10 protein-coding genes and 6 pseudogenes are annotated in these 19,338 nt (G+C 47.9%); 14 read left to right on the top strand and 2 right to left on the bottom strand.

Annotated features, from left to right (window positions below; translation table 11 throughout):
• Nucleotides 1–35 precede the first annotated feature (35 nt).
• The 14 genes and pseudogenes from RE628_RS27110 (at nucleotide 36) to RE628_RS27040 (ending at nucleotide 16,883) form a co-directional block, all read left to right on the top strand.
• Nucleotides 36–1,540 (top strand): annotated as a pseudogene (locus tag RE628_RS27110) (spore germination protein).
• Entirely contained in the window at nucleotides 1,527–2,729 is a 1,203-nt protein-coding gene (locus RE628_RS27105) for a Ger(x)C family spore germination protein (protein ID WP_309156456.1), read from the top strand. The pseudogene RE628_RS27110 and the gene RE628_RS27105 overlap by 14 nt, the downstream one beginning before the upstream one ends.
• Nucleotides 2,726–2,944 (top strand): hypothetical protein, encoded by a 219-nt coding sequence (locus RE628_RS27100; RefSeq protein ID WP_309156454.1) that lies wholly within the window; start codon nucleotides 2,726–2,728, stop codon nucleotides 2,942–2,944. The genes RE628_RS27105 and RE628_RS27100 overlap by 4 nt, the downstream gene beginning before the upstream one ends.
• Nucleotides 2,945–2,976: 32 nt before the next feature.
• Nucleotides 2,977–4,053, top strand: coding sequence for a GerAB/ArcD/ProY family transporter (locus RE628_RS27095; RefSeq protein ID WP_309156452.1), 1,077 nt, complete (start codon nucleotides 2,977–2,979; stop codon nucleotides 4,051–4,053).
• A 115-nt stretch (nucleotides 4,054–4,168) separates the two neighbouring features.
• Nucleotides 4,169–5,028 (top strand): annotated as a pseudogene (locus RE628_RS27090) (uroporphyrinogen-III synthase).
• A gap of 58 nt (nucleotides 5,029–5,086) precedes the next feature.
• Nucleotides 5,087–5,395 (top strand): phasin family protein, encoded by a 309-nt coding sequence (locus RE628_RS27085; protein ID WP_309156449.1) that lies wholly within the window; start codon nucleotides 5,087–5,089, stop codon nucleotides 5,393–5,395.
• Nucleotides 5,396–5,398: 3 nt separating this feature from the next.
• Nucleotides 5,399–7,068 (top strand): annotated as a pseudogene (locus RE628_RS27080) (AarF/UbiB family protein).
• A gap of 330 nt (nucleotides 7,069–7,398) precedes the next feature.
• On the top strand, nucleotides 7,399–8,268 hold the full coding sequence (locus RE628_RS27075; RefSeq protein ID WP_309156447.1) for a M15 family metallopeptidase: 870 nt from the start codon (nucleotides 7,399–7,401) through the stop codon (nucleotides 8,266–8,268).
• A gap of 440 nt (nucleotides 8,269–8,708) precedes the next feature.
• Nucleotides 8,709–9,528 (top strand): annotated as a pseudogene (locus RE628_RS27070) (formate/nitrite transporter family protein).
• 291 nt (nucleotides 9,529–9,819) lie between these two features.
• On the top strand, nucleotides 9,820–11,889 hold the full coding sequence (locus tag RE628_RS27065) for a molybdopterin-containing oxidoreductase family protein (protein WP_309156445.1): 2,070 nt from the start codon (nucleotides 9,820–9,822) through the stop codon (nucleotides 11,887–11,889).
• Between the two features lie 48 nt (nucleotides 11,890–11,937).
• A pseudogene (locus RE628_RS29905) lies at nucleotides 11,938–13,168 on the top strand (MFS transporter).
• A gap of 88 nt (nucleotides 13,169–13,256) precedes the next feature.
• Nucleotides 13,257–13,742: a GNAT family N-acetyltransferase gene (locus RE628_RS27050; protein WP_309156442.1), complete on the top strand. Its 486-nt coding sequence runs from the start codon at nucleotides 13,257–13,259 to the stop codon at nucleotides 13,740–13,742.
• 152 nt (nucleotides 13,743–13,894) lie between these two features.
• Nucleotides 13,895–15,592 (top strand): glutamine--tRNA ligase/YqeY domain fusion protein, encoded by a 1,698-nt coding sequence (locus RE628_RS27045; RefSeq protein WP_309156441.1) that lies wholly within the window; start codon nucleotides 13,895–13,897, stop codon nucleotides 15,590–15,592.
• A 104-nt stretch (nucleotides 15,593–15,696) separates the two neighbouring features.
• Nucleotides 15,697–16,883: pseudogene (locus RE628_RS27040) on the top strand (cation:proton antiporter).
• Between the two features lie 45 nt (nucleotides 16,884–16,928).
• On the opposite strand, the gene RE628_RS27035 reads toward RE628_RS27040, so the two are convergent.
• The gene (locus tag RE628_RS27035; RefSeq protein WP_309156440.1) at nucleotides 16,929–17,906 is read right to left on the bottom strand and encodes a LacI family DNA-binding transcriptional regulator; all 978 of its coding nucleotides are present in this window, start codon (nucleotides 17,904–17,906) and stop codon (nucleotides 16,929–16,931) included.
• Nucleotides 17,907–18,068: 162 nt separating this feature from the next.
• Nucleotides 18,069–19,283, bottom strand: coding sequence for an MFS transporter (locus RE628_RS27030; protein WP_309156437.1), 1,215 nt, complete (start codon nucleotides 19,281–19,283; stop codon nucleotides 18,069–18,071).
• Between the last annotated feature and the right edge of the window lie 55 nt (nucleotides 19,284–19,338).

The raw sequence follows: 19,338 nt of genomic DNA, 5'->3' as shown, positions 1-19,338 counted from the left end.
TCTATATCGATTTCCTTAGCAGGGGGAGCTGCCAGATGAAGGAGAAGCTTAGTCGCAAGCTTGCACAGAATGTGGAGGCTCTAAAGGACATATTTCAGGACAGCTCTGATCTGGTGTACCGGACTGTTCAGTTCACTGAATCGCGACAAGGGCTTGTTGTATATATTGAAGGGATGGTCGATACAAAAGGGGTTGAGCAGCTTGTTATAGCGCCCCTGATCGAAGGTTTAGTTAATGCAGAGAGGCAGGTAGAGCGGCTTAGCGAGCTGCCTTTCACCCGTATAGCACTAACACAGATGGCTACTGTATCTGATTGGACAGACGTGATTGAAGCGATTCTGACTGCGCATGTCGTTATTTTTATGGATGATTCGAATGAGGCGCTTACCTGCGATGTGAAGGGGGGGCCAGACGTAGCGTGCAAGAGCCGTCCACAGAGACGGTTATTCGCGGGCCGCGTGAAGGATTTACGGAATCGTTGCGGATCAATACTGCGCTGCTTCGCTTCAAGATCAAGACTGACAAGATGAGACTGAAGTCACTTGTTGTCGGTAGGATCACAAAGACAGATGTGGCCGTAGCTTACATCGATGGACTGGCCAAGCAAGAACTGGTGGATAGCGTGGTGGATCGGCTGCAGCAAATCGATATGGACGGAATTCTAGAATCAGGCTATATCGAGGAATGGATTGAAGATAACCCCTCTTCTCCATTTCCGCAAATGCAGTATTCTGAACGCCCGGATACGATTGCCGCTCAACTGTTAGAAGGGAAGATAGCGATCTTTGTCGACGGTACACCGTTTGTACTGGTAGCTCCGGTGACATTGTGGCAGTTGCTTCAGTCCAGTGAAGATTATTATGAGCGCTACTTTGTCGTCAATTTCATCCGCTGGATCCGTCTCTTCTTCTTAGTTGTTGCGCTTATTCTACCAGGATTGTATATAGCAGTGACGACATACCATCAGGATATGCTTCCTTCCACCTTGATGCTAAGCATCGCTACGGCGCGTGAGGGGATTCCATTTCCGGTCATTATCGAAGCGTTAATTATGGAGATATCCTTCGAGGCGCTTCAGGAAGCGGGAATCCGACTACCAAAGACGATCGGTCAGGCGGTAAGTATCCTTGGTGCGCTAGTTATTGGTCAAGCTTCGGTACAAGCTGGTATCGTCTCGGCTCCCATGGTAATCGTTGTATCCATGACAGGGATTGCCTCGTTCACGCTACCGCGGTTCAATCTTGCGGTGACGGTTAGAATGCTACGATTCATCATTATGTTCTTAGCTGCGGTATTCGGTCTGTTTGGGATTGTCGTCGGTACGGTCTGGATTCTCGTTCATCTAACACAATTGAAGTCCTTTGGAGTTCCATATTTGACAGGGGTGACCCCTTATCGCTTACGTGACTTTAAGGACATCTTTGTACGGGTCCCTATGTGGAAGATGGAGGATCGTCCTCATTCCTCCCCGCTAGATAATAGAAGAAGAATCGGGACCCCTAAGCAAAGAGGGAGGGGGGAGGAGTATGAGGGGTGGTAAGAGAAGGTCTAAGTTCATACTTCTCGTCTGCAGTCTGATCTCATTAGGATTACTCAGTGGCTGCTGGGATCGGATCGAAATTAACAATGTCGCCTTCGTCATCGGTTCCTCCTTCGATAAGAATAATGACCAAATTATCTCTACGGCTCAGATTGCTCTCCCCAGTCAATTAGGTGGTACGGGAAGTGAAGCAGGTGGCGGAGGAACATCCGGCAATGAGAACTACCTCTTAATCTCGAAGCAAGCCAAGACAATGTATCTGGCCAATAGGAAGACCCAATTGAGTTTATCACGCGTTATGATCTTCTCCCACCGTAGGATCATGATCTTCGGAGAGGAATTTGCCCGTGCCGGTATCGGCAGTGCGATTGATATCCTTGGCCGCTTCCCAGAGAATCGAATGAGCGCATACATCGTGCTGACTCAAGGGAAAGGTTACGATATTCTATCTGCAGATGCGTCTATAGAGCAATTCCCGGCGGAGATGGTGCGAGAGATTGCCAAGAGTACAATGAAGCACCCGATAAACGTCAAGCGAATGGTGAATAAATTGCTAATTAATGGCGTTGATTTGATGCTGCCAGTCGTGAATATTAGCGATAGCAGTAAGGAGATACCGGATAAATCCAAGAGTTTGATCCAAATGGATGGTCTTGGTGTGTTCAGAGGCGATCGGCTCGTGGGCTTTCTAAATGGGAACGAGGCGCAGTACGCATTGATGGGTATGGGAGAGGCGGTGGAGCCGAAAATTGTTCTATCTAGCGGAGGTAAGGATAAGTTAATTACGATCACCCTGGATGAGATCAAGGTGAAGTGGAAACCGAATATGAATGATTCTAAATTTGCGATTACGGCTCAATTGGAGGCCGAGGGATCTATTCTGGAGAACACTTCGAATGAGAATATTGAAGGTCAAGATCTGAATGGGTTGGAGGAGCAGTGCAACAAGCATATCAACATGAGTTTGGGGCAGGTTGTGGACAAGCTTCAACATGAGTATCGTTCAGATATTCTAGGATTCGGACATGAATTCAAAAACCGCTACCCGCAGGAGTGGGATAAGGTAAAAGACAAATGGTCTGAGGTATTACCGACGGTCGAGGTCTCGGTGAATTCAACAATTCATCTGAAAGGTACTAACCAACTGATGAATTCACTCGGAGTAAGAAGGGGAGCTCCAGAACAATGATTGAATCGCTGACTCTCATGCTTCTACTTATTGTCTATAGTTTATGGAAGGATTGGCCGTTAATGCGCCGTGAATCCAAGATGAACCGCTGGATGTCTTATTTGATTATGGGCATCTCGTTACTGATACTAGGATATACCACAACAAGCGGCTCTATTTTCTATCCGACGGTATGGTTGCAAGAGGTTCTTCAGCCTTTGAGTCCATTTCAATGAATGATTCGATTCACAAGCAGGGGTGAGCTAAGTTGAAGAATATAACAGTCAGACAGGTGGCCCTCTTATCAGTTATGTACCTGTGTTCTCTCAATTATTTGGAGATATCCTCCAGATTGTCGGAGGTTGCCCAGCAGCATGGGTATGTTTCTTATGCTCTGAGTTTACTGATCACTCTTATAATACTATGGGTTATCTCCCGAATCATAAGGCGGTTCTCCGGTAGAAATGTAGTGGGCGCTATGATTGAGAGATACCCTATTATAGGGAGATGCATTGCGGTCCTATTTATGGCCTTCCTCCTGTTGATATCTGCTGGAGAAATGCGGGCTTGCGTGGACTTCATTAACTCTTCTTTATTGCTTCAAACCCCTTTCGTAGTGATCGGACTAATTGTAATGGCCACCGTGATTATTATCGCCCAGGGAGGAATCAGATCCTTGGTGGGTATTGCCGAGATCTATGTACCGATCCTTATACTAGCCGTACTGCTGATCGTATTCACGACTCTGAGAGACGCGGATGTTCGCAACCTTCAACCGTTCCTGCCCTTTTATTGGAGAGGCATATTTCATGGGTTCTGGGTAATTTTCTCCAGCGTAGGACAACTGGTCCTGTTTCCGCTTATTTTGTCGGGGAAGTATTATAAGATTAAGGGTGGTTATACAGGCTTGTTGATCAGCAGCGTATACCTTATTGTGTTCATTCTTATGGTTCAACTGGTCGTGGGCATCCCTCTCTCCGCCAAGCTGATGTACCCGACCTATGAGATTATCCGTCAGGTCCAGGTCACCGACTTCATGGACCGATTTGATCTGCTGCTAGTGGCGTTATGGCTTCCAAACGTATTTGGCAAGATTGGATTTAATATTTATCTTCTAGCCAACCTAATACAAATCACAATACCTGGTGTATCGGGTAGGTTAATGGTAGCTCCGATGGGAGTGCTAAGCTACGTATGCGGAGTGTGGTTCTTTAAAAATCCGGTTCAGCAGATTGATTTCAATGAGCCGTTGACGCTGTTCTCCATCGTATTCGAGATTGGCATTCCACTTCTACTGTTTATTGCCCTATGGCCGCGTAGGAAGCAGAGACTCCAATCAGGATAAGATGACTCCATTTTATTCCACCTTAAGGATTTACTTCACCAGTTCAGTCGTATAATCTGAAGCTATACGATGAAAGTACGCATAGTTGGATGATTAGAACTGGGGGAAGAGAAGCATGGCACGAAGACTGGAAGGTGTAAGAATTGCGCTTACTGGACCACGACGGGCGCAGGAGCTAGGCAAGCTGGTTGAGAATCTGGGGGAATCCCATTATACCGACCAGCTCAGGGGACAGTATTGCTTGATGACATTGATCTGCGCAATGGTATAGTCTCGTGGATCAAGAATCCGCCGCAATGGTCTGTCTTCACGACTGGCATGGGCCTCGACGCTCTTTTCGACATGGCTGAAGATATGGGCGTTGCCGAGGCCTGGTGGGAGATTCTGAGAAGCACTTCGATAGCTGCCAGGGGTTATAAGACGGTAAATGCATTAAAGAGAAGAAATCTAGTTCCGGTCCTGCGCGATGATGACGGGAGTATCGAAGGGTTGATTCGCGGATTGTCTAATCATGATCTGAGCCGCAGCTCTATTATTGTCCAACTGCACGGAGATCCTGCTCCGCGGCTGATGTCGTGGCTTGAGGAGCAGGGAGCGAACAGCTCACAGATTTTGCCTTACCGCCATATTGCCCCGCCTGAAGGAGCTTTAGAGCAATTGATCCTGGATATCGTCAGCGGGCAAGTTGACGCTGTTGCCTTTACAAGCGGTCCGCAGGTCCGGTTCCTCCTGGAGTATGCCGATAGGCAGGGGAAGCGGCAAGCCCTCATGGATGCTCTACATGGTCCAGTTGTAGCGTTATCGGTGGGGAGAGTGACGGCGCAAGGGTTATTTGAGGCAGGCATCGAGCGTGTGGTCTACCCGGAGGAAGAACGGATGGGCAGTATGATCGTTGAGTTGGTCAAGTTCTATGAGACAGAGGAAGGTTCCCGTATCCGCCGTGTCGCATTGGACACAGCCGAGGCAGAAGGATAGGGATATAATGGATATAGGGGTTATATAGGCCAAATCTACTTTGGAAAGGGTGTAACCGATGAGTGATCTGTTGAAGAAGGCTATTTCATTAGGCTGGGGGATTACGATTGTCAGCAAGGAGAAGATTGAGGGCATCGTAGACGAGTTGGTGAAGCGTGGAGAGCTCGCTCCTTCGGAATCGAAGCAACTGGTGGAGCGCTTGATCGATAAAGGGGTCGAGGAGCAGGACCACTTCAAGGAACTGATCAATGAGCAGGTTAGATCCGTGATGCAGGGCATGGGACTGGCGACGGCAAAAGAAGTGGAGGAACTCAAGCGCCGGGTGGCGGAGTTGGAGAATAAGCTGGCAGAGAACGGGCAGTCCTAGGTAATGCGGGTTACTGTACGGCATGCCGGACGTTACCGGGAGATAGCCATGGCGCTGGGGCGCCATGGCTTTGGTTATATTGCGGAGGAGATTGGACTCACCCGGCTGTTCTCCGTTCCGCTGCGCTGGATTCTGAAGAGCGAGCCGGAGAGCCATACATTGGGGGAGCGAATCCGGCTCGTACTGGAGGAATTAGGCCCAACTTTTGTAAAGCTGGGTCAGCTTGCTAGTACCAGATCGGATCTGCTTCCGGAATCGATCATCGCTGAGTTGGTCAAGCTCCAGGATCAGGTTTCTCCGTTCTCAGCTAGGGAAGCGAGAGCGATTCTGGAGAAGGAGTTCCGAATGCCAGTAGAGGAGTTGCTGGCCGAATTCAATGAGGTACCGTTAGCCGCCGCCTCCATTGGCCAAGTTCATCAGGGGCTATTGACTAGTGGAGAGAGAGTAGCTATAAAAATTCAACGCCCGGGGATTGTTCCTGTCATTGACCGCGATTTGGACATACTGAAGAACCTGACGGCGATTGCGAAGAAACGTTGGGTCTGGGTCGGACATTATCAAATACCGCAAATGGTAGAGGAATTCTCTAGATCGATTAAGGCGGAGCTTGATTATACAGGCGAAGGCCGGAACATGGAGAGAATCAGTAAGCAGTTCACAGCCAACAGGAAAATATTCATTCCGAAAGTGTACTGGGACTGTACAACCTCCAAGGTGTTAACGATGGATTTTGTAGATGGCATTCAATTGAATAAAGCTTCCGAGATAAAAGCGTGCGGAATCGATGTGAAGGAGCTCGCTGCAACCTTGGTCGATGCTATGCTCCATCAAATATTTATTAGCGGATATTTCCATGCAGATCCACATCCCGGCAATGTGCTGGTGCTCCGTGATGGCCGGCTTGTTTTATCGATTTTGGAATGGTAGGACGTCTCAGCTCCGAGATGAAGGAGCAGCTGTCATCGCTGATTATTGCCCTGATGCGCCGCAATACCGAGGGCATGACAAGGGCCATCCTACGAATGGGTCTGTTAGACGAAGTAGAAGATATGAATGGATTGCGCCTCGATCTTGAGCGACTGCGGGAGACCTACTACGATATTCCTTTCTCCCAGATCAGCATCGGTACCGCGATCAATGATCTGTTTGTTGCAGCACAGCGGCACGGCGTTGTGCTCCCGGCGGATCTACTACTGCTTGGTAAATCCTTATTGACTGTAGAAGGTGTCTTACAGAGTCTGGACCCGGATATCAGCATTCTTGATCTTGCTGAGCCGTTCGGTAAGAAGCTTCTGCGCGAGAAGCTGGACGCGCGCAGACTGGGGAAGAAGCTGCTGGGCGAAGCCGTTGAATTCGGCGAATCCCTAACCGATTTGCCACGGCAAATGCAGCGCCTATCTTCTATCATCGGTAAGGGCAAGATCAAGACGGAGATGGACATCCCTGGGATGGAAGAGCTCATGCGCAAGTTCAATCAGATTGGGAACCGCCTTTCCTTCAGCATCGTGTTGCTGTCGTTCAGTATTATTATGGTTGGGGTTATCATCGGTTCTTCACTAACGAATCGTCCGATTCTGCTCTGGAACATCCCGATTATCGATATAGGCTTTGTTATTGCTACTTTGATGGTGATTTGGTTGTTGTATTCTATTTTTAAATCAGGTAGATTTTAATCACCTTTAGAGGTTGTTTAAAAAGTTCCTCTTTGTTCACGAAGTAGCATTGGTAGATTAATCGACATCGAATCTTGAATTCAGCCGGGCCTTCCGGTGCTCACGTACCCAAAACGTACGCTCCGCTCCTCGGGCCCTAGCTTCATCCAACCTTCTCGGTGCTGAAAGTCTAACTTTTTAAACACGCACTTTTATAATTGCTATGAAGCGGGAAAAATATAATCAACTCTGGTACAATAGTAAGGCTACGATGTAGAATCGTTCGAATGTTCGGTTCCTCGATTACAATCGTAAGGACTTTTCTTAATAGGTATCAGGAGGATTTAGTGGATGAATACAACAAAGGTGAAGACGCTGGTTACGGTGTCCGCGTTATTGCTTACGATGGCACTTGTGACAGCTTGTGGTGACACGAATAAGACGGCCTCCGGTGGCAATCAACCGTCCGTGAACAATTCTGGTACGGGCAATCAGGGAACGGCAGCTAACGGGGATAACGTAGCTGATAACAGCAAAGGCAATGGGGATCAAGGCAATTCTTCGACGGATAATAAGGGTTCTGCAGAAGAGGGAACATCCCATGTCACTGAACCTGATAAGGCCGCAGCTTCTGATGTGAATAGTGTTGCCGTATTAGTCAATAAGGAGTTTGGATTGCCGGATGATTATAATCCGTCAGATCTTGTATATCCGAATGTACGCTTTACGTTCAAGGAGAAAATAGAGAAACGAATGATGCGCAGTGAAGCCGCTAAGGCGCTGGAGAATCTGTTCGACGGCGCGGAGAAGGATGGTATTTACTTGGCGGGGGTATCGGGCTATCGTTCCCATAAGACGCAGACTGCTCTGTTCAACCGCTATGTTCAGAGGGACGGCGAAGAGAAGGCCAAGACCTATAGCGCTGTGCCTGGGCATAGTGAGCATGAGACAGGGCTCGCCATCGATGTGTCCGGTAGTGATGGGAAATGTGCTGCAGAAGATTGCTTCGGGGGCACGAAGGAAGCAGATTGGCTTGCTCAGCATGCTTCAGAATATGGCTTCATTATTCGTTATCCTGAAGGCAAAGATAGTATTACCGGCTACAAGTATGAACCTTGGCATATCCGCTACGTCGGTGTTGACATCGCATCCGAGATTGCCGATCAGGGAATTACCCTAGAAGAATATTATGGATCGATTCCGGTAACAGCGAATCCTTAATATGAGACATTACATCGAGAGACCATATATTGATCGAGAAGAGATCAGAATACAGAATAAGCTATGACGGAAAAGGGACGCCAGGATGGTGTCCCTTTTTTACAGTATGTGCAGCGATGATCTATATGACGGCAATGAACGGACATGAGTTTGGGCCTGTCACCTGCTAATTTAAAAAGATTTAGATCGATTGCGGGAACAGGTACCCACATCTTAAGATCTCAAATTTCACGTTCAAGTGGAGGATGAGGTTTTTTTTGTGCGATGGAAAAGTCATATCATACGGTTATGTGATAATAATCACATAACCGTATGATAACCCACGTTACAATGAAAGGCGAAATGAAAATCACGCTGTAAGTAGTATTGCCGAGACTTGGTTGGCTTAATGATATTAAGCTAAGTTTCTATATAAAAATACTTCAAGGGAGAGAGATTTCATGGCTTATTACAAACCGGATCAGATTGCCAAAGCAACGGTAGAGACCGGGGTGAAAAAGGCACATAATCCACTCTTGACCGTGTTCATTCTCGGTTTCCTGGGTGGAGCGTTCATTGCTCTTGGTTTCCTGCTCGATATTCGCGTGATTGCGGGTGCGCCTAAAGAGTGGGGAAGCATTGCAACGTTCATTGGCGCTGCGGTATTCCCAGTTGGCCTTATTCTAGTACTGCTGGCAGGGGCGAACTGTTGACCGGGAACATGATGGCTGTGTCCTTAGCCAGGTTCAAGAACAGAATTACGACCGGTGAAATGTTCAAAAATTTGATCTTGATTACGATTTCCAACTTTGTTGGAGCATTGTTTGTAGCTTTTTTCTTCGGACATGTCGTTGGCTTAACTTCAAGCGGAGTTTATCTCGACAAGCTGGTTGATATGGCAGGACATAAGTTGGATGACAACTTCCTGCAGGCGTTCGTATCCGGTATTGGCTGTAACTGGCTGGTAGCACTAGCGGTGTGGCTGGCCTATGGTGCAGACAATTTCAGCGGTAAAATACTGGGATATGGTTCCCGACCATGGCCTTTGTGGCGATCGGATTCCAGCACGTTGTTGCAAATATGTTCCTGATCCCGGCGGCTATCTTTGAAGGCTACTTCTCTTGGGGAGAATACTTCATGAACTTTATTCCGGTCTGGCTCGGAAACTTGACGGGCGGCGCATTGTTCGTTGCCGGAGCATACTGGGTCGCCTACTTGAAAGATGCCAGGGAGGAGACAGCAGTCGATTCGGCGGTTATCAAGACCGACGCGAAGGCTTAGCTCTCAGTCATTAGATTCTATATATACTTCATCATAAATGACTCGTGTATGTCGGGTTCCTTAAATGAAGGGACCCATCCGCGGGTCATTTGTGTTTCTCAGATTCCTATCTTTAAGTGCGTGTTCAAAAAGGTCGTTCTTCAGCACCGATGCTTATACTTCCGATGTGTGTTTTTTCAAAACGCTTCAGGTGGTTGAAGCTAGGGTCTGAGAAGCTTCGTGATCAAAATGCTATCTATAGACATCCATGCTCATTATCAAATACAATTACCTAATTAGGAGGGATGAGAGATGGTTCATGAGGAGAATGGAGTATTTCCTGCAGTATGCCCGCTGGACTGCCCAGACACTTGCGGTTTACTGCTGCACAAAGAGAACGGACGAATCGTAAAGGTGGCCGGCAATCCCGACCATCCGATCACCCAAGGTGCGATTTGTAATAAAGTGAGGAATATGACAGAGCGGATCTATCATCCAGAGCGGGTACTGTATCCTCTCCGTCGTGTAGGTGCCAAGGGAGAAGGTAAGTTTGAACGAATTACCTGGGATGAGGCAATTACAGAGATTGCAGAGCGGTATAAAGGATTAATAAACGAACATGGTTCAGAGTCAATTCTGCCCTACAGCTTCTATGGAAATATGGGGATGCTTACTGTGGACGGGATGGACCGTCGTTTCTTCCATCGGCTCGGTTCTTCTCAGCTTCAACAGGGAATATGCAACGCCGCCGGGAACACAGGCTGGAAATATACGATGGGCTTTGGTGGCGGGACGAGTCCTGAGGAGACATTGCAGGCGAAGTTGATTATCGTGTGGGGAGGCAATATCGTCAGCACGAATATGCATCAGGTCGCTCTAATTGAGAAGGCGCGGAAGCAGGGAGCCAAGCTGGTCGTGATCGATGTTCATCGTAACCGGACTGGGCAGCGCGCCGACTGGTTCATTCCTGTTTATCCGGGAACAGACAGTGCGCTGGCTCTAGGGATGATGCATGTACTATTTGAACGGCAGCTTGTGAACGAAGAATTCCTACAGCAGTATACGATCGGTCATGAACAGCTTCGGGAGCATGTGCGCCAGTATACGCCGGAGCGTGTATCGGTCATCACCGGTGTTCCTGCAGAGGATATCGTCTCTCTTGCCGTCATGTATGGGCAGACCTCCCCGGCCTATATTCATGTCGGGAACGGCCTTCAACATCATGATAACGGCGGTATGACCGTACGGACGATTACTTGCCTGCCAGCCCTTACAGGGCAATGGCTTGTGACTGGTGGCGGGGCGTATAAATCGAATGGTGCCTACGGCAAAGTGAACGATGATGCCTTGGAGCGTCCGGATCTACGGCCTAACCCAGATGCGAGGACCGTAAGCATGAATCAAATCGGGGAAGCGTTGTTGACTTTAACGCCAAAAATTCGGGCCTTGTTCGTCTATTGCTCTAATCCGGCAGTGGTAGCACCGGATACGGTGAAAGTGGAGCAAGGGTTATCTCGCGAGGATTTATTCACGGTTGTGCATGATCTATTCTTGACCGATACGGCGAGGTATGCCGACATTGTTTTACCGGCGACATCTTCATTCGAGAATACGGATTTATATAATTCATATTGGCATCATTATGTTCAGCTTCAGGAACCGGTCATCCCTGCCCAGGGAGAGAGCAAGAGCAATGTGGAAATGTTCAAGCTGCTGGCTGAAGCGATGGGGTTCGAGGAGGATGCCTTCAAGGATCGTGAAGAGGATATGATCCGTCAGGCTCTCGATTTTACAGCAAATCCATATCTGGAGGGGATCACGTTGGAAGGTCTCAAGCAGCAGCGGTTCATGAAGCTCAATATGGAACCGAAGCGGCAATTTCTGCAGCAGCTAACGACGCCATCGGGCAAGATCGAGCTCTACTCAGCGCGAATGGAAGAAGCGGGATTGCCGCCCCTGCCTACATATACTCCACTTCAAGAGGGATATGATGGTGAACGGCGCCCGAGAGATGGCGATGTGTATCCGCTGATGTTTATTTCGCCCCCTAACCATAATTTCTTGAATTCTACCTTCGGCAATGCCGGTAAGCATATTGAGCTAGAGAAGCAGCCGTTACTGCAAATCCATCCGCAGGACGCAGAGCAGCGTGGTATTGAAGACGGTGATGAGGTCATTGTATGGAATGATCGCGGACGTTATGAGGTCAAGGCCTCAGTAACGGATAAGATGCTACCTGGGACTGTAATTAGTCAGGGGCTATGGTGGGAGCAGAATGGTAAACCACGCAGAGCAAATGCTCTAACCTCCGATCGGTTGGCTGACATGGGCGGTGGAGCGGTGTTCTTCTCCACGGTCGTGGAAGTAAAACGGCAGGCTTAGTTCGGGATTTACTATAGTGAATGGACAGAGCAGAAGGAGGATTGCAGCATGAGAGGCCTAGCTTCATATCCGCGTGAGGTCAAGATTTTCCTGGTGGCAAGCTTGATTAGCTCTGCGGGCGGCGCCTTGATGTGGCCGTTGATTACGATGTTTGTATTCAAGGTGCTTGGAAGAACAGTAACAGATGCTGGCCTTGCTGTAATGATTATGTCAGTAGGCGGCATATTTGGGCAATTACTCGGAGGTTCTCTTTATCATCGCCTTGGCGTAAAGCGCCTCATCGTAGGCGGAGTCGGACTTAACGCTGTATTTCTGCTGTTGCTTCCCTACGGGAGCGGACAATGGCATTTGTTCTTACTGCTGATGGGGCTGGTTGGATTTTTCAACTCGATGGCTTTACCGGCGATTCAGGCTTTTATCGGCTTCCGATTCACAGAGAGGCGTGCGGAATTATTCAATGTTATTTATGTGGCTAACAATATCGGTGTAGCTCTGGGAACCGCTGTCAGTGGATTTTTGGCGCAAATTTCATATAATTTGAGCTTTATATTGAATGGATTGATCTCGGCCTTATTTGCCGGTTTCTTCTGGGTTTATTTGAACAGGGTTCAAAAAACACAGGGAAGTTCCACGTGGAAAAAAGAAAGAGAATGCAGATAAGAAGAATAACTGGAATTTGATGTTAAATTACAAGGTATATTTCTTCATGGGAATGGGCTCACTTTTCATATGGCTAGCTAACTGTGTATGGAATAACGGAGTGTCGCCTTATACGATCTCGCGCGGGATGCCAGAATGGAATTACAGTATTCTATGGACGCTGAACGGGATATTGATCTTCGTCGCACAGCCGCTCATTTCGTGGGTTAAACGTACCTTTGCTGAGACAGAGCTGAGACAGATGACGGCGAGTGCTGTATTTTATATGCTGGGCTATATCATGATTCTTAGCTTCCATACTTATCCGAGCATGGTGTTGGCGATGGTATTGATTACTCTCGGTGAAATGCTGATTTCCCCGGCGATTCCTTCCTTTATATCGGATCATACTGGCAAGGCCGCCCCGTTCTATCTTGGGCTGGTTGGCGGCATGGGGGTAGCGGGAAGGGTGATAGGCCCTTACGCGATGGGGGTTCTTTTCGATTGGAATGGTCTCGTTCCGGTAGCCACCCTGGCTGTACTGATCTCTATTTTATCGATTGCTTCCTTCATGGTGCATAGCCAATTCAATCGCGATAAAGTGAGAGGGCTGGTCGAGAATCAGAAGGTCGGATTTTAGCGATACGGAGTCAGCATTACGAGGTATAATAATAAATATAAATTTTAGAGGTTGTGTACATTAATTTTTTGGAAAGGGAATAAAGGGTATGTCGAATTCGATTCAAATCAGATTGTCTGAAATGCGCGATGCAGGCGCGTTAATGGAGATCGACTCGCTCGTGTGGGACACCCGTTCGACGCCGGCTCCGATTCAGTGGAACTCGCGTGAGCACTACCTACAGAAATGTCCTCCGGGCAACCAGCTAGTAGCGGAGGTGGGCGGTACAATTGGCGGATATGTTGGTTTTGATTATCCAACCCCGTTGTCTAGCAACCGTCATGTGCTAGATATTAATATTGCAGTACATCCGGATTTCCAACGACAGGGAATCGGACAACGTCTTATAGAAGCAATGAAAGCTTGGGCTGCTGAGCAAGGGGTGCGCAAATTGTCCCTACGTGTACTGACGACTAATCCTAGAGCGGTGGAATTTTACCAGAACTGTGGATTTGTAGAACAGGGTAGACTGGTCCAGGAGTTTTATCTGAATGAGAAGTATGTCGACGATATTCTAATGTACTGTATGTTATGATGGAAGCAGGCAACTCGGCTTCATCTTGCCATTGAACTTGGATATAGGTATATTTAGAAGAAGAAAAATCGGAACCTATAAGAGGTTGTTTGTTGAACACGTACTATAACAATTCGTGATCAATAACGGATAGAGACTTAAATGAATGAAAGGTGATAACTGTGGAGAACAACACCAATAACACCACTCCTCCTAACTTTATTAAAAATATTATTTCTGAGGATTTGAAGACTGGCAAACATTCGTCTATCGTAACGCGGTTCCCTCCGGAGCCCAACGGTTACTTGCATATCGGACATGCCAAAGCGATCTGGATTAACTTTGCTCTGGCTGACGAGTTCGGGGGCCGGACCAATTTGCGCTTCGATGATACGAACCCTGCTAAGGAAGATACAGAATACGTAAACTCTATTAAAGAGGATGTTAAATGGCTCGGCTTCGATTGGGAAGAGCTGCACTTTGCTTCCGATTATTTCGACGAGATGTATAGCCGCGCTGTTCTGTTGATTAAGAAGGGCAAAGCGTATATTGACGATCTGAGTGCTGATCAAATTCGCGAAATGCGCGGTACACTAACGGAGCCTGGGCAAAACAGCCCGTATCGCGACCGCTCGATTGAGGAGAACCTGGATCTGTTCACACGTATGCGTGATGGAGAATTCAAGGACGGAGAAAAGGTATTGCGTGCGAAGATCGATATGACCTCGCCGAATATTAATCTTCGTGACCCAGTCATTTACCGGATCGTTCATGCGTCCCATCACAATACGGGGGATAAATGGTGCATCTATCCGATGTATGCTTTCGCCCATCCGCTAGAGGATGCAATTGAAGGTGTTACGCATTCCCTCTGCTCGCTCGAGTTCGAGGATCAACGTCCATTCTATGATTGGGTGATCGAAGAGACAGAGATGCCATGCACTCCGCATCAGTACGAGTTCGGACGGCTTAACTTAGAGCAAACCGTAACGAGTAAGCGGAAGTTGAAGCTGCTGGTTGATGAAGGCTATGTTGATGGCTGGGATGATCCGCGTATGCCGACGATCTCTGGTCTGCGCCGCCGGGGCTATACGCCGGAGGCGATTAAATCCTTTGTATTTGAGACAGGGATTTCTAAGGCGTATGGTCAGATTGACCTGAAGATGCTGGAGCATTTCATCCGCGAGGATCTCAAGCTCAAGGCGCCTCGGACTATGGCTGTAATCGACCCGCTCAAGGTCGTGATTACGAACTATCCAGAGGGAGAGTCCGAGCTGCTGGATGCCGAGAACAATAGTGAGAATGAAGAATTAGGACATTGTCAAATTCCGTTCTCGCGGGAGATCTACATCGAGCGAGAAGATTTCATGGAGAATCCACCGAGCAAATACTTCCGTTTGTTCCCGGGAAATGAAGTCCGCTTGAAGAATGCTTATTTCATCAAATGTAATGATGTGATTAAGGATGCCGATGGCAATGTAATTGAGATTCATTGTACGTATGATCCGGAGACGAAGAGCGGTAGCGGATTTACCGGCCGCAAAGTCAAAGGGACGATTCACTGGGTCGATGCCAGCAGCGCTGTCCCTGCAGAATTCCGCCTGTATGAACCGTTGATTCTGGATGAGAGCGAAGATACAGAAGAGGAAGTCGTGGAAGAGAAGTCCTTCCTGGACATGATCAACCCGAACTCGCTTACCATCAAGCACGGTTTTGTTGAACCGGGGATGAATGATGCTAAGCCGCAAGATAAGTTCCAATTTTTCCGGCATGGGTATTTCAATGTCGATTCGAAATACTCCAAGCCAGGGCATCCGGTATTCAACCTGATCGTATCCTTGAAGAGTTCGTTCCAATTACCAAATAAATAAGTTGATTTTTAGGTAGTGTATCATTTATCATGATGGTAAGTGAATAGCTGTTCGTTTATGGAGGAGCCTGGTCAAACCAGGCTCCTCTTTGTCTTTTTTTGGGCATGCTATCTAAAATAACAGGGAGGGATTTAATGTTCTATTTGACAATTCTGATTATTCTTCTGGCCACGAAGCTGGCTGGTGACTTGATGGTTAGATTAGGGCAGCCTGCGGTAGTAGGTAAGCTATTGGTAGGTGTCATTATTGGTCCGGCAATGCTTGGCTGGGTAGAAAATTCGCATATGATCGCGGAATTAAGCGAGATTGGTGTGCTGCTACTTATGTTCATGGCGGGACTGGAGACGAATATCGAGGATTTGAAGCGATCCTTCAAATCGTCAACGGCAGTGGCGATTGGGGAATTATTCTACCGATGCTCGGCGGATATTTGGTAGGAGTCGCTATTGGTATGGACGCAGCCAAGGCCATCTTCTTAGGTCTACTTCTATCGGCTACATCGGTAAGTATTTCTGTGCAGAGTCTTAAGGATCTGGGGTTACTTAAGAGTAAGGAGAGCACGACCTTGCTTGGTGCAGCGATCCTTGATGATATTCTTGTCGTTATCCTACTGGCCTTTGTCATGAGTATGGTCGGAGGTGAGGAAGTAAATCTGGCGATGGTGATCGGGTATAAGTTCATTTTCTTCGTGATCGTGGCCTTGTTCATCTGGAAGATCGCGAAATGGGTAATGAATTGGCTGGCTCCCCTGCGAGTGACCGAGGCGATTATTAGCGCAGGTCTGATTCTATGCTTCTTCCTCGCCTATCTTGCGGAGCAGTTCGGCGTGGCTGGTATTATTGGTGCCTTTGCTGCAGGTTTGGCGATTTCACAGACAGACTACAAGCATGAGGTCGAGCAAAAATTACAGCCAATTGCTTATACGATATTTGTGCCGATATTCTTCGTCAGCGTGGGATTTTCCGTTAGCTTTAAAGGGCTTGGCTCCCAGATTGGATTATTACTTCTGTTCTTTGTGATCGCCCTTCTGACCAAGCTGATCGGTTCTGGACTCGGCGCCAGACTCACCGGATATTCCAGACTTTCTGCTCTAGGGATCGGATCAGGAATGGTGTCACGGGGAGAAGTGGCGCTGATTATTGCAACAATTGGCCTAGAGAGTGGTCTCTTGGAGCAGAAGTACTTCACGGTGCTTGTGATCGTCGTCATTCTGACTACCATTGTGACTCCGCTGCTGTTAAAGGCGACGCTTGGGAAGGAGCAGCAGAATCAACCGCAGATCGAGGACTAAGATTGGAAACTTAAAAAGTCAGCTTTTGATCACACACTAAGGGCTTTATGCGGTTCCTCGCTCAATCAATTTGAATTGGAATCTCTCGACGGAAGGCCCTTCTGCCCGATTCGTAATTTGCTTATAAATGATTGCAAAGGCTCGGGCACCGATATCATTCAATTGAATATCAATCGTCGTGATGCCAAGCAATTCCGAGATCGGCTGGTTATCAAAGCCGATGATGGCAATGTCCTCTGGAACTCGGAATCCATGCTCTGGAGCGGTGAGCAGAAAACCAGCGGCGACTTCATCTCCTGTAATGAGCAAGGCGGTGGGCCGCTCATCCAAGCTATGCAGCCAAGGGAAGATCGCAGCGCTATCCTTCATATCCCGGCAACCGTCCAGTACCCATTCTGCGCGCCCACTGCCCCCTAATGCTTTCAGAGTGTCATAGTAAGCACTTAGCCGTTTACGGCCGCTGGAATTGTTCAAACGGTTGACGGCGAATCCGATGTTTCGGTGCCCCTTCTCCCATAGGAAGGTTATAGCACTCTGGAAGCTCAGGTAATGATCGAAGTAGACAGAGGATAGAAGGCGATCCTTCACATCCTCGCATAATAGTATGGGTCCGTATGCGGAATAAGGCTCGATCTGATCAAGTGAAGCGGAGCGGGAACTAATGATGACTCCGTCGATTTGCTTGTTCTTCAACATGTCTAACACCTTAAGCTCTTCATCATGGTTATATGCGGTCTGGCACAACATTAGCTGGTAGTTATACTTTAGAGCTTCACCGGCGATGCCCTCCATCAGTCTCATGAAGTAAGGATGGTTGATGTGCGGCAGAATAACGGCAACCGTCTGCGTTCTCCCCTTAATAAGGTGGACAGCATTCATATTCCGTGCATACTTTAGATGTTCTATCGCATCTTCAACCGCTCTTCGTTTCGCTTCGCTCACGTAAGGATGCTGATTGAGCACGCGGGAGACGGTAGATACAGATACACCGGCGGCTTTGGCGATTTGTTTAATATTCGGCATGACAGTGCTTCCTCCTGGGCAAATCGATATTCTAAAAAAAAGGCTTGCTCTGGTATGCATTTCATAGTGTAAACTGAAGTGGCAAGAAAGAAAACAAACCTCCGACCGGCGTTACCAAAGGGGCGTGACGGTCGGAGATTTGTTTTCTTTTTTTGATTATAATTATGATTTGTGTTGTGAGATCACGGGCGGATAACCATTCTTATGGAAATGATACCATAGTGCTCCGAAGCCAATCGCTGCGAAGAGGGTCATCATCATTCCCATTTGATACATGATTACAGGCCCGAAGTCCTGAAAAGTGAATCCGCCAAGAAGACCTGCAACGATCCCGGTCACCCCGCTAAGCATGAAGCTGTATACCGCTTGTCCTGCAGCCCGCGACGAGCTGGGGAGGAACAAGGCGATCGACCGTGTACCGACATAGAAGAATCCGCCAAAGGTGATCGCATGTAGCAGTTGAATGATGATAATCTGGGTGGGATGTGTAGCGTCAGCCATCAGATTCCAACGCAAGGCGAACAGAATGCTTACAATCGTTAGGGTGCCGATCAAATAAGTTATTTTGTTCTTCAGATAACGGTTTAACAGAACGAAGGCGGCCATCTCAAGCAGTGTGGACAGGAACACCGCTATTCCAACCGAAAGTCTATTGCCGCCCAGATCGCTAATAAACAAAGGCATGAACAGGGCGTTGATAGAGTTGGGTATGGCCACGAAGAGCCCGAGCACGATAAAGAGGACAAAATATTTGTTCTTCAGTACCTGTCGGAATTCTCTTCCGCTGATCCAAGGCATATCCGCCGTATAACGAGATGAAGGAAGAACTAAAGTCGAGCTGATCGACAGGATGAGCATAATGCTGAACAGCAAGGAGAAGCCATTTTTTCCTGTCGCATCGATCGTAATTCCCGCTGCAAGAGCAGCGGTTGCCCAACCGAAGGAGCCCCATAACCGATAGGTCTCAAATCTCTGATTGGAATCGGTCACATATCCCAGAGTCAGGCTGTTGCTCTGCGAGAGCAAGGGACTCTGGAAGAAGAAGACCAGCATAACCACAATGTATAGCATTTGAAAAGTATCTACTCTGAACAAAAGATGACCAATCGCGAGCAAGCCGATCAGCATGACAAGCAGGATTAACCGGATATTGTGGGATCGATCACTCATCAGTCTCCAGAAGGGATGAGCCAGCAGAGAGATGAGCGGTCCGGCCGAGATCAGAATACCGATCTCCAGCTTGTTCATTCCGATATCCTGCAAATATAATTGAAAGAAGGCTGCAAAGATAACCGTTGTCCCATAGATGAAAAAATTCAGAAGTCCCAATGATAGCAAAGAGGACGATTGATGTTGATTGTCCGGCAAAAGCGCCATTCCTTTCTATTGGTGGTTGTTCGAAGAGGTGTCCTGATTGACCCTGATGCAAAAG

It is taken from the genome of Paenibacillus sp. D2_2 (assembly GCF_031199965.1).
Taxonomy (GTDB): Bacteria; Bacillota; Bacilli; order Paenibacillales; family Paenibacillaceae; genus Fontibacillus.
This window is presented reverse-complemented; position numbering and strand designations above follow the sequence as displayed.